Annotated in this window: 25 protein-coding genes and 1 tRNA gene; 8 read left to right on the top strand and 18 right to left on the bottom strand. The window is 63.1% G+C overall.

What is annotated here, in order from left to right:
* Positions 1-281 precede the first annotated feature (281 nt).
* From tpiA to rimK, 8 genes are all read right to left on the bottom strand, one after another.
* Positions 282-1,034, bottom strand: a complete 753-nt coding sequence (gene tpiA, locus PXK01_RS13585; protein WP_274860486.1) for a triose-phosphate isomerase — start codon at positions 1,032-1,034, stop codon at positions 282-284.
* Positions 1,035-1,175: 141 nt separating this feature from the next.
* On the bottom strand, positions 1,176-1,535 hold the full coding sequence (locus tag PXK01_RS13580; protein ID WP_274848293.1) for a HesB/IscA family protein: 360 nt from the start codon (positions 1,533-1,535) through the stop codon (positions 1,176-1,178).
* 101 nt (positions 1,536-1,636) lie between these two features.
* The gene (locus tag PXK01_RS13575; RefSeq protein ID WP_446728454.1) at positions 1,637-2,863 is read right to left on the bottom strand and encodes a glycerophosphodiester phosphodiesterase family protein; all 1,227 of its coding nucleotides are present in this window, start codon (positions 2,861-2,863) and stop codon (positions 1,637-1,639) included.
* 105 nt (positions 2,864-2,968) lie between these two features.
* Complete coding sequence (locus tag PXK01_RS13570; RefSeq protein ID WP_274848294.1) at positions 2,969-3,331, bottom strand: SUF system Fe-S cluster assembly protein; 363 nt, start codon at positions 3,329-3,331, stop codon at positions 2,969-2,971.
* A 133-nt stretch (positions 3,332-3,464) separates the two neighbouring features.
* Positions 3,465-4,025 carry an STM3941 family protein gene (locus PXK01_RS13565; protein ID WP_274848295.1) on the bottom strand — a complete coding sequence of 187 codons (561 nt, stop codon included), beginning with the start codon at positions 4,023-4,025 and terminating at the stop codon, positions 3,465-3,467.
* Positions 4,026-4,117: 92 nt separating this feature from the next.
* Positions 4,118-4,399: an NfeD family protein gene (locus PXK01_RS13560; protein ID WP_274860485.1), complete on the bottom strand. Its 282-nt coding sequence runs from the start codon at positions 4,397-4,399 to the stop codon at positions 4,118-4,120.
* On the bottom strand, positions 4,399-5,289 hold the full coding sequence (locus PXK01_RS13555) for an SPFH domain-containing protein (protein WP_274860483.1): 891 nt from the start codon (positions 5,287-5,289) through the stop codon (positions 4,399-4,401). The genes PXK01_RS13560 and PXK01_RS13555 overlap by 1 nt, the downstream gene beginning before the upstream one ends.
* 80 nt (positions 5,290-5,369) lie before the next feature.
* Positions 5,370-6,782: a 30S ribosomal protein S6--L-glutamate ligase gene (gene rimK, locus PXK01_RS13550; RefSeq protein ID WP_274848951.1), complete on the bottom strand. Its 1,413-nt coding sequence runs from the start codon at positions 6,780-6,782 to the stop codon at positions 5,370-5,372.
* Positions 6,783-6,852: 70 nt separating this feature from the next.
* Here rimK and tgt point away from each other — a divergent pair, with 70 nt between their 5' ends.
* The 3 genes from tgt to lon all read left to right on the top strand — a co-directional run bounded on the left by tgt (position 6,853) and on the right by lon (position 11,504).
* On the top strand, positions 6,853-7,983 hold the full coding sequence (gene tgt / locus PXK01_RS13545) for a tRNA guanosine(34) transglycosylase Tgt (protein ID WP_274860482.1): 1,131 nt from the start codon (positions 6,853-6,855) through the stop codon (positions 7,981-7,983).
* Positions 7,984-8,072: 89 nt separating this feature from the next.
* On the top strand, positions 8,073-8,666 hold the full coding sequence (locus PXK01_RS13540; protein ID WP_274860481.1) for a hypothetical protein: 594 nt from the start codon (positions 8,073-8,075) through the stop codon (positions 8,664-8,666).
* Positions 8,667-9,092: 426 nt separating this feature from the next.
* Positions 9,093-11,504 (top strand): endopeptidase La, encoded by a 2,412-nt coding sequence (gene lon, locus PXK01_RS13535; protein ID WP_274860480.1) that lies wholly within the window; start codon positions 9,093-9,095, stop codon positions 11,502-11,504.
* 69 nt (positions 11,505-11,573) lie between these two features.
* On the opposite strand, the gene PXK01_RS13530 is transcribed toward lon, so the two are convergent.
* The gene (locus tag PXK01_RS13530; RefSeq protein WP_274860478.1) at positions 11,574-12,113 is read right to left on the bottom strand and encodes a GNAT family N-acetyltransferase; all 540 of its coding nucleotides are present in this window, start codon (positions 12,111-12,113) and stop codon (positions 11,574-11,576) included.
* Positions 12,114-12,130: 17 nt separating this feature from the next.
* Entirely contained in the window at positions 12,131-12,388 is a 258-nt protein-coding gene (locus tag PXK01_RS13525) for a YjhX family toxin (RefSeq protein WP_274848956.1), read from the bottom strand.
* 344 nt (positions 12,389-12,732) lie between these two features.
* Between PXK01_RS13525 and PXK01_RS13520 the strand changes: the two genes are divergently transcribed.
* Positions 12,733-12,807 (top strand) — tRNA-Val (locus PXK01_RS13520).
* Between the two features lie 209 nt (positions 12,808-13,016).
* Here the strand turns inward: PXK01_RS13520 and PXK01_RS13515 are convergent.
* Both PXK01_RS13515 and PXK01_RS21995 read right to left on the bottom strand, forming a co-directional pair.
* Positions 13,017-13,589 carry a thermonuclease family protein gene (locus PXK01_RS13515; protein WP_274848957.1) on the bottom strand — a complete coding sequence of 191 codons (573 nt, stop codon included), beginning with the start codon at positions 13,587-13,589 and terminating at the stop codon, positions 13,017-13,019.
* A gap of 117 nt (positions 13,590-13,706) precedes the next feature.
* Positions 13,707-13,982, bottom strand: coding sequence for a DUF6455 family protein (locus PXK01_RS21995; protein ID WP_446728453.1), 276 nt, complete (start codon positions 13,980-13,982; stop codon positions 13,707-13,709).
* A gap of 770 nt (positions 13,983-14,752) precedes the next feature.
* Between PXK01_RS21995 and PXK01_RS13510 the strand changes: the two genes are divergently transcribed.
* From PXK01_RS13510 to PXK01_RS13495, 4 genes are read left to right on the top strand one after another with little or no spacing between them, the layout of a single operon-like run.
* Complete coding sequence (locus tag PXK01_RS13510; RefSeq protein ID WP_274860476.1) at positions 14,753-17,551, top strand: [protein-PII] uridylyltransferase family protein; 2,799 nt, start codon at positions 14,753-14,755, stop codon at positions 17,549-17,551.
* Positions 17,535-17,813, top strand: coding sequence for a hypothetical protein (locus PXK01_RS13505; protein ID WP_274860475.1), 279 nt, complete (start codon positions 17,535-17,537; stop codon positions 17,811-17,813). The genes PXK01_RS13510 and PXK01_RS13505 overlap by 17 nt, the downstream gene beginning before the upstream one ends.
* Positions 17,814-17,865: 52 nt before the next feature.
* Positions 17,866-19,089, top strand: a complete 1,224-nt coding sequence (locus PXK01_RS13500; RefSeq protein WP_274848961.1) for an RSP_2647 family RNA methyltransferase — start codon at positions 17,866-17,868, stop codon at positions 19,087-19,089.
* Positions 19,090-19,093: 4 nt separating this feature from the next.
* Positions 19,094-19,636, top strand: a complete 543-nt coding sequence (locus tag PXK01_RS13495; protein ID WP_274848962.1) for an RSP_2648 family PIN domain-containing protein — start codon at positions 19,094-19,096, stop codon at positions 19,634-19,636.
* Positions 19,637-19,639: 3 nt separating this feature from the next.
* Here the strand turns inward: PXK01_RS13495 and PXK01_RS13490 are convergent, their stop codons facing one another.
* The 6 genes from PXK01_RS13490 to PXK01_RS13465 all read right to left on the bottom strand — a co-directional run bounded on the left by PXK01_RS13490 (position 19,640) and on the right by PXK01_RS13465 (position 24,762).
* Complete coding sequence (locus PXK01_RS13490; RefSeq protein ID WP_274860474.1) at positions 19,640-20,632, bottom strand: LLM class flavin-dependent oxidoreductase; 993 nt, start codon at positions 20,630-20,632, stop codon at positions 19,640-19,642.
* An 87-nt stretch (positions 20,633-20,719) separates the two neighbouring features.
* Complete coding sequence (locus PXK01_RS13485; protein ID WP_274860473.1) at positions 20,720-21,406, bottom strand: M48 family metallopeptidase; 687 nt, start codon at positions 21,404-21,406, stop codon at positions 20,720-20,722.
* An 80-nt stretch (positions 21,407-21,486) separates the two neighbouring features.
* Entirely contained in the window at positions 21,487-22,671 is a 1,185-nt protein-coding gene (locus PXK01_RS13480) for a vWA domain-containing protein (protein WP_274848965.1), read from the bottom strand.
* 20 nt (positions 22,672-22,691) lie between these two features.
* A complete protein-coding gene (locus tag PXK01_RS13475) occupies positions 22,692-22,859 on the bottom strand; it encodes a hypothetical protein (RefSeq protein ID WP_274848966.1) in 168 nt (55 codons plus the stop codon).
* A gap of 66 nt (positions 22,860-22,925) precedes the next feature.
* A complete protein-coding gene (locus PXK01_RS13470; RefSeq protein ID WP_446728452.1) occupies positions 22,926-24,305 on the bottom strand; it encodes a DUF2927 domain-containing protein in 1,380 nt (459 codons plus the stop codon).
* A 1-nt stretch (position 24,306) separates the two neighbouring features.
* On the bottom strand, positions 24,307-24,762 hold the full coding sequence (locus PXK01_RS13465; protein WP_274860471.1) for a GNAT family N-acetyltransferase: 456 nt from the start codon (positions 24,760-24,762) through the stop codon (positions 24,307-24,309).
* Positions 24,763-24,773: the final 11 nt, after the last annotated feature.

Genomic DNA, 24,773 nt, shown 5'->3' with positions numbered 1-24,773 from the left:
CACGCTCCAAGGCGCTCGCCCCAAACTGGCCGACTTTTGCTCCGCCACAATGGCCGAATTTTACTCCGCCGTTGACATGGTGACCTATATTCCGGCGCTCAGCACGATGATCCCCAATGCGTTGATGGGGCCGGAAATCATAACCAACTAGGGTTTCGCAAGTATCTTGGTACCAGTGGGGCGCTCCGGGCAACCGGGGCGCCTTTTTCCTGCGCCTGTAGTAAAAGACCCGGCGCCTGACGGGCCGGGCCTGTGGTCTCAGCTTCGGGTTGTTTGCGGCGTCAGGAGGATTCCAGCGCCGCGATGATCGGGGAGAAATCCGCCGCTGTCAGGCTGGCGCCGCCCACCAGGGCGCCATCCACGTTGGAAACGGCAAAGATGTCTGCCGCATTGCCGGGTTTGACCGAACCGCCATAAAGCAGGCGGATGCCCTCGGCGGTCTCTGCGCCAAAGCGCGCGGCCAGTTCGGCGCGCAGGAAATCGTGGACCTCGGCGATCTGCTCCAGGGTCGGGACCTTGCCGGTGCCGATGGCCCAGACGGGTTCATAGGCCACCACCAATGTGTCGCCGGCAACACCATCCGGCAGGGAGCCTTTCAGCTGGCGGCCCACCACGGCCAGGGTTTCACCCGCCTCGCGTTCTTCCAGGGTTTCGCCCAGGCAGACCACGGCTATGAGCCCGGCGGCGATGGCGGCTTCGGTCTTGGCGCGTACGCCCGCATCTGTCTCAGCGTAGTCCGCGCGACGCTCGGAATGGCCAAGGATCACCGCCGTCGCGCCCGCATCCACCAGCATCTGCGCCGCAAGATCCCCGGTATGCGCGCCAGAGGCTGCCGCGTGGCAATCCTGGCCGCCGACCGCGATGGCCGTGCCTTTGGCAACCTGGGCCGCGCGATAGAGCAGCGTTGCGGGGGGGCAGATCAGGATATCGGTGCCCTTGGGGGCGGGGTGGCTGCCTGCCATGGCTTCCAGCTCGGCCAGGGCATCCCCGGTGCCGTTCATCTTCCAGTTTCCCGCTGCCAGTTTCTGCCGCATGTGTCGCGTCCCCGTTGTTGCTTTGGCGCCGTGGTATCACTCAGCGTCAGGCGGGGCAATTGTGCAAGCTGCCGCTGGGGCGCCGGGCACAGAAAAGGGCGGCCAAGGCCGCCCCATGAAGAATGACAGTGAGGACCCGGTTCAGGCGCCCGGCATGTCCTTGAAGCTGATCGACTCGCCGCAGCCGCAGGCCTCGGAGACATTGGGGTTGTTGAACTTGAACCCGCTTTCCAAGAGCGTGGTTTCATAGTCGATCTCGGTGCCAAAGAGGAACATCTGCGCCATTGGGGCGATCATCACCCGGGCACCGTCCTGTTCCACGACTTCGTCATTGGGGTCGGCGTCATCCACGTATTCCATGGTGTATTCCATGCCCGCGCAGCCGCCCTTCTTGACGCCGATGCGCAGGCCTGCATGGCCCGCGCTCTGCATCAGTTTCGAAATCTGCGCCGCTGCCTTGGGGGTGATGGTCACGGCCTGTTTGCCGGGGATACCGAACATTTGCGTCTCCAGTTTCGCGCGTTGCTCATAATCTAAGGCCGCTGAAGGTCAGGCTCAAGGGGGAGGGAGTTGCTTATGCCGCACAGACCCCTGTGCAAACCCTATAGCCCCATGCAGTTGGCGTAATAGGTCACCGTCGCGGGCCAGTCGGAAAAGACGCCGACAACGCCCACGTCCTGTGCCAGCACGTCCAGCACCTGGTAATAGGCCGAGGCATCCGAGATCGCCGACCGCACCGATTTATAGTACCAGCCGCCGCCATTCGTCAGCGGGCCAGAGCGCTCCATCGACCAGGCGATGATCTTGAGCCCGGCTTCTTGCGCCTTGATGGCATAGGGGGAGGGCACCATTTGCCCGTCTTCCAGCGCCAGCAGCATCCAGATCGGCGGCGCGATATAGTTCACGCCCATCGCGGCCAGCTCTTGCATAGAAGGCTTGAACGTCGCCGGGTTGGAGGGATCCACCTTGCCCTCATCCGCGTCGGATTTCGAATAGCGATCATCCAGATAGACCGCCTGGGCACCGAAGGCAGGCTCGTTCTCGATCCAGTAGAGAATATCGCTAAGGTCAAAGCTTTGCAGCCAGACGTCTGAGGCAGGCACACCGGCGGATTCATAGTCATCCACCAGTTTCTGCGCGTAATCCGCCTGGGTGAAGCCGTTGAAGGGCATGGTCACGGCGGGGGCCTTCAGCTCGGGCGTGAACTTGGCGCCAAGGGAGCGGAACAGCGTGATGGACTCCGCATGGGTCATGCTGCGCGCGCCATCCACGTAAAGCGTGCTGCGCCAGGGCGCCGTGCCGCCCTGATAGGCTTCGGGCGTCGTGGCGCTCTTGTCGCGGCTGTCCATCTTGGGGGTGAGGCTGCGGAACTCGTCCAGGGTGATCTCGGAGGTGCGGCACTCGGCCTTGGCATCCTCCCCGCCGCCTGCCGGGGAAAAGGGGGTGATACAGGTCTCGGCCAGATCGGTGGTGAGGATATTGGTGGTGGTGTGCAGATCGTTCTGCGCGTGGCGGCAGACCAGTTCCAGATCCTTGGTAAAGGTCACATCGCATTCCAGGATCCCCGCACCCATCTGCGCGGCGGCCATGTTGCTTTCGACCGTGTGTTCCGGGAACAGGAGCGGCGCGCCGCGGTGGCCGATGGAGAAATCCGTGCGTTGCGGCCGTTGCGCGGCGCAGGACTGCAGTTTTTCCTTCAGCGCGCCTTCGGGCAGCTTGTCGATCAGATAGGCCGGGCGCGGCCCGTAGGTGAGACCGATGTCCGTGGCAGCGGCCTCGGTCGTGGTCAGCGCCAGAAAAAGGGCGGGCAGGGCAAGGGCTTTGCGCAATGGAGTTCTCCTGAAAATGGCTTTGAAATGACAGATCGCGGCGCCGGGTAACACCTGCGCCGCGATCTGGTGAAAGAAATGTGAAACTGCCCCGATGGGCCGGGCTTACATAAAGCCCAGTTCCAGGCGCGCCTCGTCCGACATCATCTCCATGCCCCAGGGCGGCTCCCAGGTGAGTTCGACATCGACGGATTTCACCCCCGGCACAGGCGAGATCGCATCGACGATCCAGCCCGGCATCTCACCGGCGACGGGACAGCCCGGCGCGGTCAGGGTCATGATGATCTTCACGTCGTTCTCATCATTGATGTCGATGGTGTAGATCAGGCCAAGTTCATAGATATTGACAGGGATTTCAGGGTCATAGACGCTACGGCATGCGTCAGCCACCGCATCATAAAGCGGATGGGAAACGGAAGACGGCGCGATCAGCGGCGTCCCTTCAAGAGGTTCGGAAGCGTTGGTCATATCGGTCCCTGACTGGTTATCCGACCGATTATATAGGGAACTGTGGGGAGGGCGTCCAGTGGGGTGGAAAACTCTGGTCGTGACCGGGCGGATTGAACGCCGTTGAGGGGCTCAAGGCCGTCCGGTGAAAACGTCATTGCCCAGAAGGAGGTGACGGCTCCGGCAGGGCGCTGGGATTGTGTTCTTGAAGAAAGCGGGTCGTGCATGCCCATAGGTCGTCAAAGGACGCGTCAAATTCGACGATTGAAACCCACAAGGTGTCTCTCTCCGGGCCAATACTCAGCCTGATTTGGGTCGGCCAAGGTAGGTTGCGGCGAAGCTGTTGCATTCCTTCCTCTGTCACCTTCAGTCCCAATGATGCCTGGCCTCTGACCGTTTTTTGTGAAATCCCGGCAATGTCACGCCAAGGGATCACTTTGTTCGACAATCGCCGATCCAGAAAACCTGTCGCGGAAAGCTCCAAGATGGTTTTTGGCAATCGGATCCAGCGGTACACGATAGCCGTCAGGAACGTGCCGAAGACGGCCAGCCCAAGCCAGCCGACAACAGCAGCATAGGCGCCCCTCTGTGCAACAGCCCAGTCTTGCGTAAGTTGGTATCCTACAAAGCAGAATAAACAGCCCAATAGTACCATGTTGAGCATGCGGCGTGTGCTGCGCTCAAATGAAACCGTTGTTTCGGGGCCGTTGGTCATTGGTGGTTCCAAGCAAATGGTCAGAGCGCCCCCAGGACAGGAGCGTTGCTCCATAGAAGGATGGATGCTGCCTGGGGCAGAGGATTGCCGGCCTAGTCGTTGATATCCGTCTCGAAGGTCTTCACCTGGCCGCGGGGCAGGGCGAAGGCGCGGCGCAGGATGAGCCAGGCGACCAAGGATAGGGCGGCGAAGATGAAGATCAGCGCGGGCAACCCGAAGGTCTGGCCGCCGAGGGTCAGCAATAGCACCCCGACGCCCAGCGAACCGGCGGCAAAGCCGAGGAAGACGAACCCAGGCGCCAGCACTTCAAGGATGCCAAGGGCAAGGGCCGCGGCGCACCAGACCCACCAGAGCGCCCAGAAGGGGACCGCCATCATTTGCCCCCTTTCAGCATCTTGAAGGCATCGCCAAAGGCCTCCAGCGCCTGTGCGGGGACCAGGATGGTCTGCTTGCCGCTGCCCGCGCCCAGGGTGTTGAGCGCCTCAACCTGTTTCAGGGCGACCTGATATTGCGCCGCCTCGATCCCGTTCTGGGCGATCGCCTTGGCCACGACCTCGGTCGCATAGGCTTCGGCCTCGGCCTCGATACGGCGGGCCTTGGCTGTCTGTTCGGCGGCGTAAAGCTCGGCATCGGCGGCGAGTTCCACGGCGCGTTTCTGCCCCTCTGCCTCGGTCACCTGGGCGCGGCGGGCGCGTTCGGCATTGAGCTGCTGCAGCATCGCATCGCGGGTCGCCTGGTCGAGGTTCACATCCAGGATCTCGGCGCGGGTCACCTCGATCCCCCAGTCGTCCACAGCACTTTCGACACTTTTCTGGATCTGGGCAATCAATTGCGCGCGGTTGGACTGGACCTCATCCAGGTCCATCTTGCCGATCTCGGCGCGCACGATGCCCGCCACGGTGGTGGCAATGGCGCCATCCACGTCGCGGATGCGGTAGACGGTCTTTTCCGGTTCCAGGATGCGGTAGAAGACCGAGGTATCGATCTGCACCAGCACGTTGTCCTTGGTGATGGCGTCCTGGGTGGCATTGGGCAGCTGGCGTTCCAGGATCGAGACCTTGTGGCGCACCACATCTAGGAAGGGGATGATAAAGTTGATGCCCGGCCCCAGCACGGCCTGCAGGCGGCCAAAGCGTTCGACCACGAATTTTTCGGACTGCGGCACGATCCGCACGCCCTTGAGGATCACGACGATCAGGAAGACCGCCCCGAGAATGTAAAGGAGGCTGCCGGACAGCAGGGAGATGATCTGGTCTTCGCTCATGGTCAAAATCCTGTTTGAAATCTTACCATAAGATCGGGGTCCGGGGGCGCCGGGTCAAGCCCCGCGCCCATGCTGCCCTGCTAGCCGCGGCTGGTGGCGGGCCTGCGCAGGCGCAAAGGGGCAGGGCGCACGTTGGTTTCGATCTCGTCATGGATCAGCGCGGCGATGTTCTTTTTCGAAGTGCGCTCGATCCCTTCCAGACCGGGAGAGGAGTTGACCTCCAGCACCTTGGGCCCGGTTTCCGAGCGCAACAGATCCACGCCTGCGACGTTGAGGCCGAATGCCTTGGCGGCCTTCACGGCCGTTGCGCGCTCTTCCTTGCTGATGCGCACCGCGACCGCGCTGCCGCCCAGGTGCAGGTTAGAGCGGAAATCGCCCTCGGCGCCCGAGCGTTTCATCGCCGCAACCACCTTGGAGCCCACGACGAGGCAGCGGATATCCTCGCCACCTGCCTCTTTCACGAATTGCTGCACCAGGAAGTTGGCCTTGAGGCCGCGAAAGGCGGTGATCACGGATTCCGCCGCCTTCTTGGTCTCGGCCAGCACCACGCCCTTGCCCTGGGTGCTTTCCAGCAGTTTGACGATCAGCGGTGCGCCGCCGACGATGTCGATCAGGTTCTTGGTGTCCTTGGGCGAGGCAGCAAAGGCGGTGGCGGGCATGCCGATCTTCTGGCGCGCCAGCACCTGATGGGCGTGCAGCTTGTCGCGGCTGGCGGTGATGCCCGCGCTGCCGTTGACGCAAAAGGTGCCAAGGGTTTCGAACTGGCGCAGCAGGGCGGTGCCATATTGGGTGATCGAGGCGCCGATGCGCGGGATCACCGCATCATAACGCGGCAGGCGCTTGCCGTCGTAATGCACCTCGGGGGCCAGGGCGTTGATGTCCATGTAGCAGCGGGTGGTGTCGATCACCTCCACCGTGTGGCCGCGTTTCTCGCCCTCTTCCACCAGGCGGCGGGTGGAGTAGTTGTCCTCGCGGCTGAGCACGGCAATGCGCAGCACCCGCTTGGGGGCGGTCTTGCGGATTTTCGTGGAGGCATAGACGGAGTAATCCAGTTCCGGCTGGCAGAAGCGTTCCGATGGGTTGACGGCGATCTGTTCCCCAAGCGCCTGCCGCCCCAGCAGCATGTGCGAAGCCATGCCGCGCCGGTCCGTCAGGGTGATCTCGATTGGCCAGCTTTGCCCAGCGACGGAGAGGTCGGTGGCAATGACATAGCGCATCTCGCTTTCGCCATTCGACGAGATCACCTCGCGCCGGTCGACGATCTGGGCCGAGCAGGGGATCAGAAGCCCCTCTTCGCCGGGGATGGGGTGCACGGTAAAGCGTACTTTCGGTGCCGCGGCCGGGCCGAAGGTCTCGATCTCGGTCGCATGAAGGGAGGATGTGCGTGCCCCGGTATCCACCTTGGCCTTCATCGCAGGCAGCCCCAGGCCCGGCAGGCTCACCCATTCCTCCCACCCGAGGGTCAGTTTGGGGCTCGTGTCGTCTGTGGACATGAGGGGGTCTCCTTGGCATTAGGGGGAATCACCGGCATTCCCGGTGTCATGGTAACGGCAGGAATACGAGATGGCTGAGCTTTTCAACTTCGAACTGAAGGCAACCGACGGAAAGGCACGCACGGGGGTGATCAACACGCCGCGCGGCGAGATCCGCACCCCGGCCTTCATGCCCGTGGGCACCGCCGCAACCGTGAAGGCGATGATGCCCGAGAGCGTGCGCGAAACTGGCGCCGATATCCTGCTCGGCAATACCTACCACCTGATGCTGCGGCCCACCGCCGAACGCATCGACCGGCTGGGCGGTTTGCACAAGTTCATGAATTGGCAGCGCCCCATCCTGACCGACAGCGGTGGGTTCCAGGTGATGTCGCTGGCGGGCTTGCGCAAGCTGACGGAAAAGGGCGTCACCTTCAAAAGCCATATCGATGGCTCCAAGCATGAGCTGACTCCGGAACGCTCGATGGAGATCCAGCGCCTTTTGGGCAGCGATATCGTCATGTGTTTCGACGAATGCCCGGCCCTGCCTGCGGACCGCGACCGCATCGCCGAAAGCATGCGCCTGTCGATGCGCTGGGCGGAGCGCTCGAAAGAGGCCTTCGGGGATCGTCCCGGTCATGCGCTGTTCGGGATCATGCAGGGCGGGCTGGAGCAGGACCTGCGCGAAGAAAGCGCCGAGGCGCTGAAAGGGATCGGTTTCGACGGCTATGCGGTGGGCGGCCTTGCGGTGGGTGAGGGGCAGGAGGCGATGTTCGGCTGCCTTGATTACGCCCCGGACATGCTGCCGCAGGACAAGCCGCGCTACCTGATGGGGGTGGGCAAACCCGATGATATCGTCGGCGCCGTGGCGCGCGGGATCGACATGATGGACTGCGTGCTGCCGTCGCGCTCGGGGCGCACGGGCCAGGTCTTTACCCGCCGCGGCGTGGTCAATATCAAGAACGCCCGCCATGCCGATGACCCGCGCCCGCTGGATGAACAGTGCAGCTGCCCGGCCTGTTCGCATTATTCGCGCGCCTATCTGCACCACGTTTTCCGCGCCAACGAGATGATCTCGGGCATGCTCTTGACCTGGCACAATCTGCACTATTTCCAGGAGATCATGGCAGGTATGCGCGAGGCCATCGCGGCCGGTACGTTTGACGCCTGGCAGGCCGAGTTCCACGCGCAGCGGGCTGAAGGGGATATCGAACCGATCTGAAGGGGAAAACGCCTCTGGCCTTCTCCTTGAATGTAGGGGGAAATCCGGGCCTAGCTGTCTGAGTTGTTTGAGGTGCGAGGATAGCTGAAGTGAGAAAAGCTGTGGCGGCAGCCCTTTTGGTCCTGGCCAGTCTGGCCGGGAATGCGCAGGCCAATGTGCTCAACGGGTGCGGCCTGAAGATCGACGCCTTTGGCCCTGACCTGTTCAAGACCTTCGAGGGGCGCTGGACCATGCGGTATGGACCCGGCGAGATGAGCAGCAGGATCGGCAATCAGATCATGATGCTGCCGCTGTCGCAGGGCGCAAGCCAGACGCTTGCGATCCTGTCCGAGGACGGGGCGCTCACGATGCATTTTGCCACGCTCGGCGAACACAGGCTCACGGTGCTGGAGGGCGGCGCGCGCCTGGCTGGCCTGCCCGCAGCGGTGGCGGGACGGGATGATCTGCCTCAGGGTGCGACCGTGTTGATTGACGAGGCGGCCTTGGGTCGGCCTCCGTCCTGCGTTCCCTCTGACATGCTTGCCGTCGGGTTCGACAGCGACGTGCCTTCCGCGACCGGTCAGCCGCAAAGCCAGCGGATGGAGCTCTATATCGTCGATGAAAGCCACATGAGCGGCATTCTGCATATCGAAGAAAGCGACGGCAATTTCTCGCACCGTTTGGTCACCTTTTCAAAAGGGTAGCGCTGGGCGGCGCCGGGGTGACGGGCCAGGCACCGGAGGGCGATCCGGTGCTTTTTTCTTGGCGCGCGGTCGTTGTGTGACGGGCGTGTTCCGCTCCGGTACGGGGGGCAAATGGCCCGGTGAATGGATGGCTCGGTTAACGAATGGGTAACCATGTTGCACTAACCTGTTAACGAGCTCCTCCGCCGATTGTTCAACCGTCGGCAGGCCAAGGTGCCCAATGGTCATGATTTGGTAGCCTTAAGTCCAAAAGCGCCCTTGTGGTCCCTTGCCGTGCCGGGCAAAGTGCACTCCAAACAATGAGGCACGCGTGCGCAACAGTGGTTGAAAAGACCCGGACGCCGACCCAAGTAACAGTTCCAAGAGGAGACGACGACGGCTGCCTATCCTGGGGCCTGGTCGTCTTGCCAAAGAAAAGGACCGAGTATGCAAGAGCCACTCAATTCTTCCTATCCCGTACTGCCGTTGCGCGACATCGTGGTATTCCCCCATATGATCGTGCCGCTGTTCGTGGGTCGGGAGAAATCGGTGCGTGCCTTGGAAGAGGTGATGGCCGATGACAAACAGATCCTGCTGTCCAGCCAGATCGATCCCTCCGAGGACGATCCGGAGGTGGAAGGCATCTACCGGGTTGGTGTTCTGGCCAATGTGCTGCAGCTGCTGAAACTGCCCGATGGCACCGTCAAGGTGCTGGTCGAAGGCCAGCAGCGGGTGAAGATCACCGATTTCCTGGAAAACGACAGCTATTTCGAAGCCCGGGCCGAGCTGATCAGCGAAATGCCGGGCGATGTCACCACCACAGAGGCGCTGCTGCGCACCGTGGGCGATGAATTCGAACGCTATGCCAAGGTGCGCAAGAACATCCCCGAAGAGGCGCTGAGCGCCGTGGGGGAGACCACCGAACCGGCCAAGCTGGCGGATCTGGTGGCCGGTCATCTGGGCATCGAGGTCGACCGCAAGCAGGAACTCTTGGAAACCCTGTCGGTCAGCGAACGTCTGGAAAAGGTCTATGGCCTCATGCAGGGCGAAATGTCCGTCCTGCAGGTCGAGAAGAAGATCAAGACCCGCGTCAAATCGCAGATGGAGAAGACCCAGCGCGAGTATTACCTGAATGAGCAAATGAAGGCCATTCAGAAGGAGCTGGGCGACGGCGAGGAAGGTTCGGGCGAAGTGGCCGAGCTGGAAGAGAAAATCGCCGAGACCAAGCTGTCGAAAGAGGCGCGCGAAAAGGCCGATGCCGAGCTAAAGAAGCTCAAGAACATGTCGCCCATGTCGGCCGAGGCCACCGTTGTGCGCAACTATCTCGACTGGATGCTGTCGATCCCGTGGGGCACCAAATCCCGCGTGAAGAAGGATCTGGCGCGCGCGCAGGACATCCTCGACAAGGATCACTACGGGCTGGAGAAGGTCAAGGAACGCATCGTCGAATATCTGGCCGTGCAGCAGCGCTCGGCCAAGCTGAAGGGGCCGATCCTCTGCCTCGTCGGCCCTCCGGGTGTGGGTAAGACCAGCCTCGGTAAATCCGTGGCCAAGGCAACGGGCCGTGAGTTCATCCGCATCAGCCTTGGCGGCGTGCGTGATGAGAGCGAGATCCGCGGTCACCGCCGGACCTATATCGGCTCGATGCCGGGCAAGATCATCCAGGCGCTGAAAAAGGCCAAGACCACCAATCCGCTGATCCTGCTCGATGAAATCGACAAGATGGGCCAGGATTTCCGTGGCGATCCGGCTTCGGCGATGCTGGAAGTGCTGGATCCGGAACAGAACTCCACCTTCGTGGATCACTATCTTGAGGTGGAATACGACCTCTCGAACGTGATGTTCCTGACCACCTCCAACAGCTACAACATGCCGGGTCCGCTTCTGGACCGGATGGAAATCATCCCGCTGTCGGGTTACACCGAGGACGAAAAGCGCGAGATCGCCAAGCAGCACCTGGTGACCAAACAAGTGAAGAACCACGGTCTGAAGGCCAAGGAGTTCGAGCTGACCGACGAGGCGCTGACCGATATCATCCGTACCTACACCCGCGAGGCGGGCGTGCGGAACCTGGAGCGCGAAATCGCCAAGGTCGCTCGGAAATCCTTGACCAAGATCGTCAAGAAGGAAGCCGAGAGCGTCAAGGTCACCCATGACAATCTCGACGAATTCCTCGGCGTGCCGAAATACCGTTTCGGCCTGGCCGAGAAGGAAGATCAGGTCGGTGTCGTCACCGGGCTTGCCTATACCTCGGTTGGCGGTGAGCTTCTGTCCATCGAGGCGCTGCGCCTGCCGGGCAAGGGCCGCATGAAGACCACCGGTAAGCTGGGCGATGTTATGAAGGAGTCGATCGAGGCTGCCTCATCCTACGTGCGCTCGGTTGCGCCGCAGCTGGGGATCAAGCCGCCCAAGTTCGACAAGTGGGATATCCACGTGCACGTGCCCGAAGGTGCCACGCCCAAGGATGGCCCCTCGGCTGGTCTCGCGATGGTGACCTCCATCGTGTCGGTGCTGACCGGAATTCCGGTGCGCAAGGACATCGCCATGACCGGCGAGGTCACCCTGCGCGGCAATGCGCTGGCCATCGGCGGGCTCAAGGAGAAACTGCTTGCGGCGCTGCGCGGCGGCATCAAGACCGTCCTCATCCCCGAGGAGAACGCCAAGGATCTGCCGGACATTCCTGACAACGTGAAGGAAGGTCTGGAGATCATCACGGTGAGCCATGTCTCCGAAGTGCTGAAACACGCGCTGGTTTCGGCTCCCGAGCCGATTGAATGGGATGAGGAGGCCGAAGAGGCCGCCGCTGCCCAGGCTGCGCTGGAGGCGAAATCTGCAGCCGCTGCGCCGACTGCGCATTAAGCACGGGGCGTTTGGAAACAGAGAAGGGCGGTCCTGATCGGGCCGCCCTTTTTCTTTTGGCTTGGATGCCTACCACAAATCCGGGTTTTGGAAAGCTGACACACAGCTGGCAGGGCCGATCAGCGGCTCTAGCGAAGGTGCGCGCAGCGATTGCCCCAGCCAGCCATGCGGGTAGGACAGGGGCAGGGGGGCTGCGGCGTCACGTTCTGTGATCTGTTTGAAGCCGACCTTGGAGTAGAAGTTGATATCGCCATAGGTCAGCACCACATCGACACCCCGGTCTTTCAGCTGGTTCAGCCCGTGCCGCAGCAGGTCTTGCCCGATCCCCTTGCCCTGATGCTCTGTCGCCACCGCCACAGGAGACAGCAGGAACACGCAGCGACCGTCATTTGCGTAGGTCATGCGGGTAAACAGGATGCAGGCAGTGACCGCGTCCTGATCCAGGGCCGAGAAGACATAAAGATCCTCCTCGGCCGTGGTGGCAAAGATCTCCGTCACCAGGTTTGCGATCAACTGTCCTTCCTCTGCGCCTTCGGACTGGCTGAAGGAGGCGTTGAAAAGTGCGCTGATATCGGCCTTCTGCCCTTCAAACTGGGATGACATTTCCATGGTCCGATCCTTTCGTATCATCGTTGGTTCAGTTGCGCGCGCACCGCCTTGATGCCAAGGCGTGAGGCGCGATACGGCTGCCCGTTGCGCGACTGGATGAACCGCCGCTTCTTGAGGCGCTGGAAGACGTCCAGGCTGCAGTCCGACAGGACATGACCCTGGCGCGTATAGCAGATGATGCTGCCGATCTTGCCGTTTGCGCCGCGTTCATAGTGGATCGCCCCACCCAGGGCGAGTTCGTGCAACACGCGTTGCTCGTATTTTGAGATATTCAATGGAAGTCTCGATTTTATGAGAGTGCAAAACAAAGGGCCACTCAGCCAATGCCTTGAGTGTCCTTGCTGAGTTCTGCGTTCCAGGAGCGTTGCGCCGGGAACGGGCTTATGCCCGGGTCTCTTTCATAAAATCTCCGATTCATGCGGCGTCAGCCACATGTCTTTTGTCTCAGATAGGGATTGAACGCCCCGCTGACAAGCCCAGTTCCGGCACGGAACGGGAAGGGACCCAAGCAGGCACTGCAGCGAAGGATCTCGAAAGCCACGAAAATGCGGTGCGATGCGAATTTTCTTCGGATGACCTCTTGCAGAGCCACAGCGCGGACGGTAATACCCCGTCTCACGGGTGATTAGCTCAGTGGTAGAGCGCTTCGTTCACATCGAAGATGTCAGGAGTTCAAATCTCTTATCACCCACCATTCCCCCCCATCATCGTTGCTTTGGGTCAAGGCTTTGGCCGGACGCGGCCTTTGGTGATTTCTGGCCTTTTTAGATGAAACGCCGGACCTGCGTCCGATGGACAGGGGGCAGTCCTGCATCTCTGAAGACTTTAGGGGCTCCTTGGGGGAGCCCCATCTGTTGCAGGTCATTGAAGGGGAGGGGGGCAGCTCCGCTAGGTTCTGGGCACTTAGTCCCGCTCGTCCTGCAGATCCCAGGGGGTTGGCGTTTCGGCCTGCCAGATGCCGCGGGCATTGGCCTGCGCGGCAGAGGCTTCGGGCAGATAGCGCCCCTGATTGTGATGCGGCCAGGCCAGGCCTTCTTCGACCAGCAGGGCACCCAGATCGACGCCATCGGCATCGCAGGTGGCCAGATGGCGGCCGTAGACATCCTGTTCCGTGCTGAAGCACTGAACCTGGTCCGCCTGATCTACAATGGTGCGGACCCGCTGGCGGGCCACTGCGGCGCAATCCCAATAGCTGCCGTCCGGCGTATTGCAGCGCTGGGTGGTGAGCGGCGCATCGATGTCGGCCAGGCGGATATTGAGATCGCCCATGGCCAGGGAATCGCCATCGATGACCCGGAAATCGCGACCGGGCGCGGCGACAAAGGGCGTCAGCTGACCGGCCAGCTTCTCAATGCTGTGCAGTTGCAGGAAGATCTTTGCCGAGATGGGATCGCCAGGCTGCAGGTCTGCCGACATGGCGGCGCTGGCTGCAAAGGTAAATGCAATGCGTGCTAGGACGTTTTTCATCTTCATCATGACAATGTCTCGGATCGGAAGTGGTTTCGCTACGATCGGACAATGACAGTAAAGAGCACAAAATTTGGTTAACGGAGGCGAGGGTTTTTCCCAAGAAGACCTCCCTCACCGGAGCTGTCAGGACTTGAGGCGCTCCAGGATATCAAGATTCGGACAGAACGGGGGCGGATCGCGCCGACCTTCTTCGGATTGGCGCCAGTTCTGGCATTTCAGGGCACAATCCGATGAATTGCAGGTGTGTACCATTCGTGCGTAATCGACGGCGGTGATTTTTCCCTGTTTCATGGCCGATCCCAGATCGATCCCGCTGGCCCGGGCAGTGGAGGAGAGCAAGCCGATGGATTTGCTCAAATACCCAGGCTTGGGTCTGATTTTGGTAGCGGTCTTTGTCACGCCGGGCTCCGATCCGTAGGGCCACCTGGATCCGGCAGGCCGCGACAAGGGCAGCGCAGGTCAACAGGTGGAAGAACTAGCATTGTAATAGGTACATGAGCGTTCGCTCGTGCCGTGGTCCACATTCTGCGGACCGATGTGCTGTTCGATTTCATCCTCTCACCGGCCCGCTTAGATGGGTTGAGAATGACGGCGCCTTTGTGGCGGTCATGGGGCGCATCGCGAAAATCGCGTGAAAAACGCCTACAACTTATGATAACATGTTCATAATCGGCGTTCAATTCCGGCGATAGATCGCGCATCACCGTGTCAAACGCTGATGATCGGGATGGGGGCTGGGATCTTGATGATCGGGGTCTTTTTGACCGGGGAGACGCAGGTGCCTCCGCTAGGTCAGGAGATATGGCATCACGAGATACGACGTCACGAAATCTGAGGGCATGCGCTCCCCGTCTTCTGGGGTGTGGCCATGCTCATCTTCAGCACAAAGGAACGTATTACTCGTCACGGTACTGAAACACCCGAAAGCCTGACACCTTGGGAAACCCACAAAGACCTAGGCCTTTGCGAAAAAACGGAACTTGTTATCGAAACACCCTGACGAAGAGTGGAACACAGCCACATATCGCTGATAGCCGACCCCTGCTATCTAAGGCTATGGGGGTATTCCTGACCCATGCAATGGATTGGATTGAAAAGCAGAATGGGCAATTTGGCTTGCTGCCAAAAGGCGCATTGACGAGGGCTGCGGGGCGGAACACAGTCGCGCCATGACACAGCTCTTTCAGATCACCCGCCTTCCGCGCCCCTTTGATGCTGCCCTTGGCGAGGAGATCCGCGCCCATGTTCCGGAGCTTGGCGGTGACATGGCGCTGCTGGTGGCCGGGGCGGGGGGATCCAGCCCCTATCTGAACGGCTTGATTGCACGCGAGGCCGCCTGGTTGCCCGAGGCGTTGGCAGATCCGGAGGCTGCGGTGGATCGGGTGTTTGCGACCTGCCGCGCCCTGCCGCCGGACCAGTTGAAACCGGGGCTGCGTCAGGCCAAGCGGCGCATTGCGCTGTTGACGGCGCTTTGCGATCTGGGCGGGGTCTGGCCGCTGGAGCGGGTCACCGGGGTACTCACGGATTTCGGCGCGCTCTGTGCCGATGTGGCGATCAAATCCGAAATCGCCGCGCTGATCCGGCGCAAGAAACTGCCGGGGCTCACCGAGGATGACGTGGAGACGGCAGGCGGCCTTGCCATTCTCGCCATGGGCAAGATGGGCGCGCATGAACTGAACTACTCCTCTGACATCGATCTCATCTGTCTTTTCGATGAAACCCGCTTTGATCCGGATGACTTCTACGAGGCGCGTCAGGGCATGGTGCGCGCCACCCGCAACATGTGTGCGCTGCTGAGTGACAAGACCGGCGATGGCTATGTCTTCCGCACCGATCTGCGCCTGCGCCCGGATCCTTCGGTCACCCCCGTGGCGCTCGCGATGGAGGCGGCCGAGCGCTACTATGAAAGCCTGGGTCGCACCTGGGAGCGCGCCGCCTACATCAAGGCCCGCGCCTGCGCCGGGGATATCGCTGCGGGGGAGCGGTTCCTCACCTCCTTGCGGCCCTTCATCTGGCGGCGCCACCTTGATTTTGCCGCCATCCAGGACGCCCACGACATGCGCCTGCGCATCCGGGAGAACAAGGGCACCGGCGGTGCCATCACCGTGCCCGGTCACGACATGAAACTGGGGCGCGGCGGCATTCGCGAGATCGAGTTTTTCACCCAGACCCGGCAGTTGATCGCGGGCGGGCGCGACGAAAGCCTGCGCCTGCGCGGCACCGTGGAAGGGCTGGCAGCCCTGGCGGGCAAGGGCTGGATCCCGGACGATCTGGCCGCGAACCTCTCGGATCACTATCGCTTTCATCGCGAGGTGGAACACCGCATCCAGATGGTCCATGACGCCCAGACCCACCGGATGCCCAAGTCCGAGGATGGCATCGCCCGGGTTGCCTGCCTGATGGGACGCGATCCGAAGGACCTGCAGGACGAGATCCGCGCCCGCCTGACCGAGGTGCACGCCCAGACCGAGGATTTCTTTGCCCCCGATGCCGCGCCAGCGGTAACGCCCGCGGTGCCAGAGGGGCTGGACCAGGGCATCATCGCCCGCTGGCGCACCTATCCGGCGCTGCGCTCGGCGCGCGGCGCGCAGATCTTCGAGAGGCTGAAACCGGAACTGCTGTCGCGGCTTGCCCGCACCGCCAAACCGGGAGAGGCGCTGCTTGCGCTGGACGGGTTCCTGTCGGGGCTGCCTGCAGGGGTGCAGCTGTTCTCGCTTTTCGAAGCCAACCCGCAGTTGATGGACCTGCTGGTGGATATCGTCGGCACCTCGGCGGAGCTGGCGACCTTCCTGTCGCGCAATTCGGGTGTCTTCGACGCGGTGATTGGCGGCTCGTTCTTTGATCCCTGGCCGGGTCGGGAGCCCCTCACGCAGCAGCTTGTGGCCTTGCTGAAGGCGGAGGGCGACTATGAGGCGCAGCTGGATGCCGCCCGGCGCTGGTGCAAGGAATGGCATTTCCGCATCGGTGTCCACCATCTGCGCGGGCTGATCGATGCAGAGGCCGCGGGCATCCAATATGCCGAACTGGCCGAGGCGGTGATCGCCGCGCTGGTGCCCTGCGTGGAAACACAGTTTGCGGCGAAACACGGGGCCGCACCGGGGCGCGGGGCGGCGGTGGTTGCCATGGGCTCGCTTGGGGCCGGGCGGATCAATGCGCAATCGGATCTGGATGTGATCGTGATCTATGATCCGCAAGAGGTCGAAGCCTCGGAGGGCAAGCGCCCGCTGGCAACACGCCCCTATTTCGCACGGCTGACGCAGGCTCTGATCACCGCGCTGACCGCGCCGATGGCGCAGGGGCGGCTTTACGAGGTGGACATGCGGCTGCGCCCGTCGGGCAGCCAGGGGCCAGTGGCCACGAGTATGGCCAGCTTTGCCCACTACCAGCAGAACGAAGCCTGGGTCTGGGAGCATCTGGCGCTGACCCGGGCCCGCACCATCGCCGGGCCGCAGGATCTGCGTGCGGATATTGAAGGCATTCGCAGCCAGGTTCTGTCTTCTCCCCGCGGCTTGCGTGACATCCTTGGCGAGGTCGCCACCATGCGCGGGCGCATCGCCGCCGCCAAGGCGCCCGCCGGGATCTGGGATGCCAAGACCGGGCCGGGGCGGATGATGGATATCGAACTGGTGGCCCAGGCCGGGGCGCTGGTGTCCGGTTCGGGCGCGCGGGATGTGGCGGCTGGCTTGCAGGGGGCTGTCGCCTGTGGCTGGCTGAAGGTCGCAGAAGGCGAACACCTAGAGGCGGCCTATCGTCTATACTGGTCGGTGCAGGTCGCGGCGAGGCTGTTGTCAGGCAAGGGGCTGGATGCGGCAACCCTGGGCGAGGGGGGCGCGCAGTTCCTCTGCCGGAGCACCGGTTTCGACTCGCTTGCAGCGCTGGAGGCGCGGTTGCAGCAGAGCTATGCAAACTGTGCTGCGATCATCGACGAGGCTTTGAAACGGGAAGGGGCAGATGCCGACACCGAATGAGCAGAACCTGATCGACCCGAAGGGGCTGATCCGCGAGGCCTTTCGCATCGAAGGCATCGACGCCAGCCAATGCCGCAGCATCTTCCTGGATTGGGCCTTGAGCCTGCCTGCAGATCAGGACAGCCGCGATGCCATCGGCGCCCTCCTGGAACGTTACGCGGAGCAGCCGCAGGATCACCCCATGCGGGCCGTTCTGAGCGAAGGCCTGGCAGAACTGGCGCGCCCGGGCAGGCGCGGCGGCTGGCGCAGTCGGGCGCGCTGAGCTGGTGCACGGGCTCTCTTCCCCTTGCGGCCCCTTGGGTCTATGAGGGGGCATGACAGATACAGCCTCCGCCCCCTCGGCGCCCCAGCGCGCCCGCATCAAACTGAAGCCCAAGGCGAACGCCCGCGCGATCCGCCATGGTTTCCCTTGGGTCTATGCCAACGAGCTGGTTACCGACCGACGCACGCGCAAGCTGGCGCCGGGTACTCTGGCGGTGCTGGAGGATGAGGCGATGCGCCCCCTGGGGCTGGTCGCGGTCAACCCTGAAAGCAAGATCATCGCCCGGATGCTGGACCGCGACCCCGAAGCGGTGATCGATCAGGCCTGGTTCGCGGCGCGGCTGCAGCGGGCACAGGAGATGCGCGCCCAGCTATATGAGGCTCCCTTCTACCGGCTGGTTCACGCCGAGGCGGACGGGCTGCCCGGCGTGGTGATCGACCGATTTGGCGGCTCTTGCGTGGTGCAGCCCAACGCCGCCTGGGCCGAGGCGCATCTGGAGGCGCTGACCGCAGCCCTGGCCGAGGTGACCGGCGCCGAAGTGATCCTGAAAAATGCCTCGGGCCGCACCCGGGGTCTTGAGGGGCTCGATGATCAGAACGCCACCCTTCTGGGCGATGCGCCCACCGCGCCGGTCCCGGTCGTCATGAACGGGGCCACCTATATGGCGGATCTGACGGGCGGGCAGAAAACCGGCCTGTTCTTCGATCAGCGTGAAAATCACGGCTTTGCCGCGCGTCTGGTGGCGCCGGGGGCCAAGGTGCTGGATGTGTTTTCCCATGTGGGCGGTTTTGGTCTGGCCATGCTGGCGGCTGGCGCGTCAGAGGCCACCTGCGTCGATGGGTCGGCCGCGGCCTTGGATCTGGCCGGGCAGGGCGCCGCTGCAGCGGGCTGGCAGGATCGGTTCACCGCGCGGCAGGGCGATGCCTTTGACGTGCTGACGGCCCTTGGCGCGGAAGGCGCGCAATTCGATGTGGTGATCTGCGATCCGCCCGCCTTTGCGCCCTCGAAAAACGCACTGGAAGCGGGCCTGCGCGCCTATGAGCGGGTGGCCAAGCTCGCCGCCCCTCTGGTGGCGCCGGGCGGTTATCTGGGGCTTTGCTCCTGTTCCCATGCGGCGGATCTGACCCGGTTCCGCAATGCTTCGGCGCGCGGGATCGGTAAGGCGGGGCGGCGCGGGCAGCTCATTCACACCGGATACGCAGGCCCCGACCATCCGCAGATGCCGCAGCTTGCGGAAAGCGGATACTTGAAGGCCGTGTTCTTCCGGCTGGGCTAAGAGCGTGAAACTGCTCCTTGATACCTGCGTTTTATATCCCACTGTGATGCGGGAGATGCTCTTGGGCGCGGCGCGGCTGGGGCTATATACGCCGCTCTGGTCCGAGCGTATCCTGGAGGAATGGCGCCGTGCGGCGCTGAAGCTTGGGCCCGAAGGCGCGGCGCAGGCGCAGGCCGAAGTCGCGATGCTGCAGGCGGGTTGGCCCGGCGCCGTGGTGCCGCCCGCCCCGGCGGTAGAGGCGCGGCTCTGGCTGCCGGACGCGGCGGATCTGCATGTGCTGGCGGCGGCCATTTCAGGCCATGCCGATGGCATCGTCACCATGAATGCCAAGGATTTCCCCCGCCATACCCTGGCGGAAGAGGGGCTGAAACGCATCGGCCCGGATGAGCTGCTTTACGATCTGTGGCTCCAGGAACAGGCGGGGATGGAGGCCGTGGGCGCAGCGGTTCTGGCCGAGGCCAACCGCCTGTCGGGCGGCGGCTGGCAGATGCGCCCCCTCTTGAAGAAGGCGCGCCTGCCTCGTCTGGCCAAGGCGCTGGCGGGCTGAGCCTCAGAGATCCTTCAGGATACCGGCGGCGATCTCGAAAGACCGCATACGTGCCTTGTGGTCGTGGATCTGCCCGGTCAGGATCACCTCGTCGGGCTGATGTTTGCCGATGATCTCCGACAGCTGGCTGCGCACCGTGTCGGGGCTGCCGACTGCGGTGATGCGCAGGGCCTCGTTGACGCCTGCCAGAACATGCGGTTGCAGGTGGTCATTGATGTCATCGACAGGCGCGGGCAGCTTGCCGGGGCGTCCAAGGCGCAGGCGGGCAAAGGCCTGCTGCATGGTGCTGCGCAGGCGCACCCCTTCGGCGTCCGTGTCGGCGGCAAAGACATTGATCGCCATCATCGCATGGGGTTTGTCGAGGAACACCGAGGGCTGGAAGCTGCGCCGATAGACCTCCAGCGCCTCCTCCAGCGCCTGCGGCGCAAAATGAGAGGCAAAGGCGTAAGGCAGGCCCAGATGCGCGGCCAGCTGCGCGCCATAGAGGCTGGAACCGAGGATCCAGACCGGCACATTGGTGCCTTGCCCCGGAAAGGCGCGCACCGGGGCCGCTGGGTCTTCGGGCGCCATGAAGCCGATGAGGTCGATCACATCCTGCGGGAAGCTGTCGCCACTGGCCGCCGCCCCCATGCCCCGGCGCAGGGCGCGGGCGGTCTGCATATCGGTACCCGGCGCGCGCCCCAGCCCCAGATCGATGCGGTCACCATAAAGGGAGGCCAGCGTGCCAAAGGCCTCTGCCACCATATAGGGCGCGTGATTGGGCAGCATGATGCCACCGGCACCGATGCGCATGCTGCTTGTCTGGCTGGCGATATGGCCGATCAGCACGGCGGTGGCCGCACTTGCGATGCCGGGCATGTTGTGATGCTCGGCCAGCCAGTAGCGATGAAATCCAAGCGCCTCGGCATGGCGCGCCAGCTCTGTGCTGTTCTTCAGCGCCTGGGCAATGTCGGAGCCTTCGGGGACGGGAGCCAGATCGAGCAGGGAGTAGCGCATGGGGGTGCCTCGGTCGCGATGTCTTTGCCTAGATGTGGACCTTCCTGTCACGGCAAGCAAGATGCCCGCGAGCGGCGTGACCCGGCGTTACACCTTGGCCCAGTCGGCCTCCAGCCGTTCGATGGCGGCGATGCGCTGCTCTGTCTTGGGGTGGCTCATCAGCCAGGCGGGGGCCATGCCCGCGCGCGCCTGGGTCAGTTCCTCAAGCTTGCGGAACAGGCTTTTCTGCGGCTCCACCCCGATGCCTGCCTTCATCAACAGTGCGGCGGCATATTCATCCGCCTCATATTCATCGCCGCGCGACAGGCGGGCGGCCAGCAGATTGGCCAAGAGACCCGCGATCCAGGGGCCGACAAAGGGAATGTAGCGGCCAAGGATCATCATCAGCGCCGTGCGCAGGGCGTTCTGGCCGGAAAAATCGATGATCCGTTTCTTCGAATGCCCCAGCGCCACATGGCCCAACTCATGGGCAATCACCGAAGAGAGTTCCGCATCGCTCACCTCGCCCGCTTCGTATTTGCGGTAAAATCCGCGGGTGATGAAGATGCGCCCATCGGGGGCAGCAAGCCCGTTCACCGGGTCGACCTCGTAGATGAAGACGGGGATATCCGCCACCTCCAGTGCCGCCGCCATGCGGTCGGTCAGCTTTTTCAGGCGCGGATCGGCCAGGCGGGTCGATTTGGCGTCCAGCTCGCGGTGGGTCCGCCAGACGGAAATCCGGTAGGAGACAAGGCCATAGATCACGGCCAGCAGGATCGGGGTCAGACGCAGCATGGCATAGATATGGGGTGCAGGCGGCCTGTGCTCAAGCGGATTGTTGCCCCCAAGGTCCAAGAGGCGCTTGATGTGCCGGATTAGCGGGTCAGCTCGCGCATGCCCTTTTCCAGCCCGTGCAGGGTCATCGGCACCATGTTGTTTTCGAAGATCTCGCGGATCATGCCGATGGAATGGGTGTGATCCCAGTATTTCTCGGGCACCGGGTTGATCCAGAGGTTCGACGCCCATTGCTCGCGGGCGCGCTGCAGCCAGACCTGACCGGCCTCCTGGTTCCAATGCTCGTTGGCGCCGCCCGGATAGGCGATCTCATAGGGCGACATCGAGGCATCGCCCACGAAGATGCATTTGTAGTCGGGGCCATAGGTGCGCAGCACCTCATGGGTGGGCGTTTGCGCATCCCAGCGGCGACGGTTGTCGCGCCACACCCCTTCGTAGAGGCAGTTGTGGAAGTAGAAGTATTCCAGGTGCTTGAACTCGCTTCGCGCGGCCGAGAACAGCTCTTCCACCACCTTGATATGAGGATCCATCGAGCCGCCCACATCGAGGAACAGCAGCACCTTCACTGCGTTGTGCCGCTCGGGGCGGGTCTTGACGTCCAGGTAGCCGTGTTCGGCGGTGGCGCGGATGGTGTGATCGAGATCCAGCTCTTCCTGCGCGCCCTCGCGCACCCAGCGGCGCAGGCGTTTCAGGGCGACCTTGATGTTGCGGGTGCCCAGCTCCACGTCGCCATCCAGGTTCCTGAACTCCCGCTTGTCCCAGACCTTGACCGCGCGGCCATGGCGGCCCTCTTTCTGGCCGATGCGCACGCCCTCGGGATTGTAGCCATAGGCGCCAAAGGGAGAGGTGCCGGCGGTGCCGATCCACTTGTTGCCGCCCTGGTGACGCCCTTCCTGTTCTTTCAGGCGTTCCTGCAGGGCCTCCATCAGCTTCTCAAAGCCGCCCATCGCCTCGATCTCGGCGCGCTCCTCCTCGGAAAGGTGCTTTTCCGCCATCTTGCGCAGCCATTCCTCTGGGATGTCCACGGCTTCCAGAACGGCAGAGGCGGGCAGCGCTTCGAGCCCTTCGAAGGTGGCAGCAAAGGCACGGTCGAACTTGTCGATATTGCGCTCGTCCTTCACCATGGCGGCGCGGGCCAGATAGTAGAAGGCGTCGATGTCGTAGGTCGCCAATCCCCGTTTCATCCCCTCCAGAAAGGTCAGATACTCCCGCAGAGACACGGGAACGGAGGCCTTTCGCAGGTTCTCGAAAAAGGGCTGGAACATCGGCTGTCTATCCTTGCGTCTTACACCGCCATCCGGTGAATGATCAGGGTGGCGAGCATCCCGACAATACCAAAGGCAATGGCATAGACAGCGCCATATTGCAGCATGTCGGCCAGATTGCCGTTACGTTTCCGCGCTGTCAGGACGCCCAAAGTGGCCCCCAGCAGCAAAGCAGCGATTACGATCATATGTCTTCCGCCTGTTTCATCCTGTTACCTGCGCGGTTCGGGCCGGGCCAATCGGTCCCGATGCGATCAGTTGGTTCGGGGCCTGAGGCCCGCCACTTCCTGCAGTTTGGCGCGCACCGCCCAATCCGGGCCAAACCCGTATCGCGCCCAGCCAAGGCTGTCCAGCCTGACCGCGGCGGCGGCGTCGAATTGCCCCGCAAGGTCTAGCGCTTCGGCCTGCATCATCAAGGCGGTGGCCAACAGAGCCGCGTTTTCGTGGCGGGCGGCGATCTCCGGCACGGGGGCAAGCTGGGCCAGCGCCCTGTCTGCGGCACCTTCCGCGATGGCCTTCGCCGCCATCCTTGGGCGCAGGCGGGCCTGGTGCAGCTCGGTTCCGGGCTGGGTGCGCAGGATTTCCATCGCGGCCAGGAACATCTCTTGCGCGGCGTTCGGGTTTTCGGCCTGGATCAGGCGCCCCAGCACATAAAGCGCCTGCGCGTGCCGGTGGTCGCGCCAGCCATTGTCGCGGGCGATCCGCAGGGCGGTCCGTGCCGCGTTCTGGCGTTGCGGCAGGCGGGTATCGGGGCCAAGAGCCGTTTCGATCGCATCGATCCAGGCGCGCGGCGTGCGCTGCAGCGGGTGGGGCGCGATGCGCTGCCCCGCCGGGTTGAGCCGGGCCAGAAGGGCGGGCAGGCGGGCGGCGACCTCGGCACGGCTGAGCCCGGTGTGCAGCTCCGGCGCATAGGTCGCGCGCAGGATCAGCATGTCAAAGCCGGTCAGAACGGTATGCACATTGTCGTCGTTGAAGACCGAATCCGGCAACCGGTAGAGATCGTTCAAGGGGCCGATGGCCTGGGCCAGTTCCTCGTGCAGGCAGTCGCGGGCCTCTTGCGGGCTGACATCGTTGGGCAGGAAAATGGCCAGCTGTTCGCGGCTGCGCAGCTGGCTCCAATCGGTATCGGGGCTGCGGCGCTTGCGGCGGAACTCGGCCAGGGATGACACATTCGGCACCACGAAACAGGCCGCCTTGGGCAGGGCCTTGCGGATCGCCTTGCGCGATACCGTCTCAACGGTGATATGCGCGGGCCCGCCGGTGACCTCGGCAATGTCGACCCCCGCCTCATCGCGCAGCCTGTGCAGCAGCCGGTTCAGATCCTGGCGAAAGCCCGGTTTCGCGGTGCCCGTCAGCCGCAGGGTGATCGGCTCTTCAAAGCGGGTAAAGACGGGCAGGGTGCCGCCGCCTTCGAGATTGAAGTGAAGGTCCAGGAAATCCCGCGCGATATCGCTGTTGGCCCGGATCGGTGGCTGGGGGTGAGAGCTGCCAAAGGCCTTCGCCGGGGGCAGGGTGCTGTCCGCGATGGCGGCGCGGCTGGGCTGATCGACATCAACGCCAGCGCTGCAGCCGGTGAGGGCTGCCACGCCAAAGGCCAGCAGGGCGCGTCGAAGAAGGGGCGCGAGGGAGGTCAAATCAACCTCGCTGATAGCGCAGGAAGGGGGGCAGCTTGCCGATGCGGTCATAGAGGCGCCGCGCGGTTTCATTGCTGTCCTGGGTCAGCCAGTAGACATTGGCGGCCTTGCGCGCGTCTGCGGCTTGGTAGACCGCCTCGATCAGGGCCCGTCCCACGCCGGTGCCACGGCTGTCCGGATCGGCATAAAGATCCTGCAGGTAGCAGACCTCATTGATGTTCCAGGCGTGCGGGTGAAAGACGTAGTGCGTGAGCCCCACCAGCCGGTCCCCCGCGTCAGCGACAAAGCAGGAGAAAGAGGCCGGATCATCGCTCAGCAAGCGGGAAAACAGCGTCTGATAAACCTCTTCGGGAGCGGAGGTATTGTAGAAGTCCAGATAGGCCGTCCAAAGACGGCGCCATTCGGCCTCGTCCGAAGGCTGCAGCGGGCGAATGGTGGGAGCGGGGGAGGTGGTCACGCCTGTGGTCC

It is taken from the genome of Phaeobacter sp. PT47_59 (genome assembly GCF_028890025.1).
In the GTDB taxonomy this organism is placed as follows: Bacteria; Pseudomonadota; Alphaproteobacteria; order Rhodobacterales; family Rhodobacteraceae; genus Phycobacter.
The sequence above is the reverse complement of the archived record's forward strand: the minus strand, read 5'-3'. Positions and strand labels throughout refer to the sequence as shown.

What these genes read in the sequence shown, in the direction of transcription:
- PXK01_RS13530 (WP_274860478.1), bottom strand. Translation starts at nt 12,113, where the DNA reads ATGGAAATGTCATCCCAGTTTGAAGGGCAGAAGGCCGATATCAGCGCA.
- PXK01_RS13555 (WP_274860483.1), bottom strand. Translation starts at nt 5,289, where the DNA reads ATGAGCGAAGACCAGATCATCTCCCTGCTGTCCGGCAGCCTCCTTTAC.
- PXK01_RS13475 (WP_274848966.1), bottom strand. Translation starts at nt 22,859, where the DNA reads ATGATCGTAATCGCTGCTTTGCTGCTGGGGGCCACTTTGGGCGTCCTG.
- tgt (WP_274860482.1), top strand. Translation starts at nt 6,853, where the DNA reads ATGGCTGAGCTTTTCAACTTCGAACTGAAGGCAACCGACGGAAAGGCA.
- PXK01_RS13515 (WP_274848957.1), bottom strand. Translation starts at nt 13,589, where the DNA reads ATGATGAAGATGAAAAACGTCCTAGCACGCATTGCATTTACCTTTGCA.
- rimK (WP_274848951.1), bottom strand. Translation starts at nt 6,782, where the DNA reads ATGTCCACAGACGACACGAGCCCCAAACTGACCCTCGGGTGGGAGGAA.
- PXK01_RS13490 (WP_274860474.1), bottom strand. Translation starts at nt 20,632, where the DNA reads ATGCGCTACTCCCTGCTCGATCTGGCTCCCGTCCCCGAAGGCTCCGAC.
- PXK01_RS13570 (WP_274848294.1), bottom strand. Translation starts at nt 3,331, where the DNA reads ATGACCAACGCTTCCGAACCTCTTGAAGGGACGCCGCTGATCGCGCCG.
- PXK01_RS13505 (WP_274860475.1), top strand. Translation starts at nt 17,535, where the DNA reads ATGCCGACACCGAATGAGCAGAACCTGATCGACCCGAAGGGGCTGATC.
- PXK01_RS13500 (WP_274848961.1), top strand. Translation starts at nt 17,866, where the DNA reads ATGACAGATACAGCCTCCGCCCCCTCGGCGCCCCAGCGCGCCCGCATC.
- PXK01_RS13480 (WP_274848965.1), bottom strand. Translation starts at nt 22,671, where the DNA reads ATGTTCCAGCCCTTTTTCGAGAACCTGCGAAAGGCCTCCGTTCCCGTG.
- tpiA (WP_274860486.1), bottom strand. Translation starts at nt 1,034, where the DNA reads ATGCGGCAGAAACTGGCAGCGGGAAACTGGAAGATGAACGGCACCGGG.
- PXK01_RS13565 (WP_274848295.1), bottom strand. Translation starts at nt 4,025, where the DNA reads ATGACCAACGGCCCCGAAACAACGGTTTCATTTGAGCGCAGCACACGC.
- PXK01_RS13580 (WP_274848293.1), bottom strand. Translation starts at nt 1,535, where the DNA reads ATGTTCGGTATCCCCGGCAAACAGGCCGTGACCATCACCCCCAAGGCA.
- PXK01_RS13510 (WP_274860476.1), top strand. Translation starts at nt 14,753, where the DNA reads ATGACACAGCTCTTTCAGATCACCCGCCTTCCGCGCCCCTTTGATGCT.
- lon (WP_274860480.1), top strand. Translation starts at nt 9,093, where the DNA reads ATGCAAGAGCCACTCAATTCTTCCTATCCCGTACTGCCGTTGCGCGAC.
- PXK01_RS13560 (WP_274860485.1), bottom strand. Translation starts at nt 4,399, where the DNA reads ATGGCGGTCCCCTTCTGGGCGCTCTGGTGGGTCTGGTGCGCCGCGGCC.
- PXK01_RS13485 (WP_274860473.1), bottom strand. Translation starts at nt 21,406, where the DNA reads ATGCTGCGTCTGACCCCGATCCTGCTGGCCGTGATCTATGGCCTTGTC.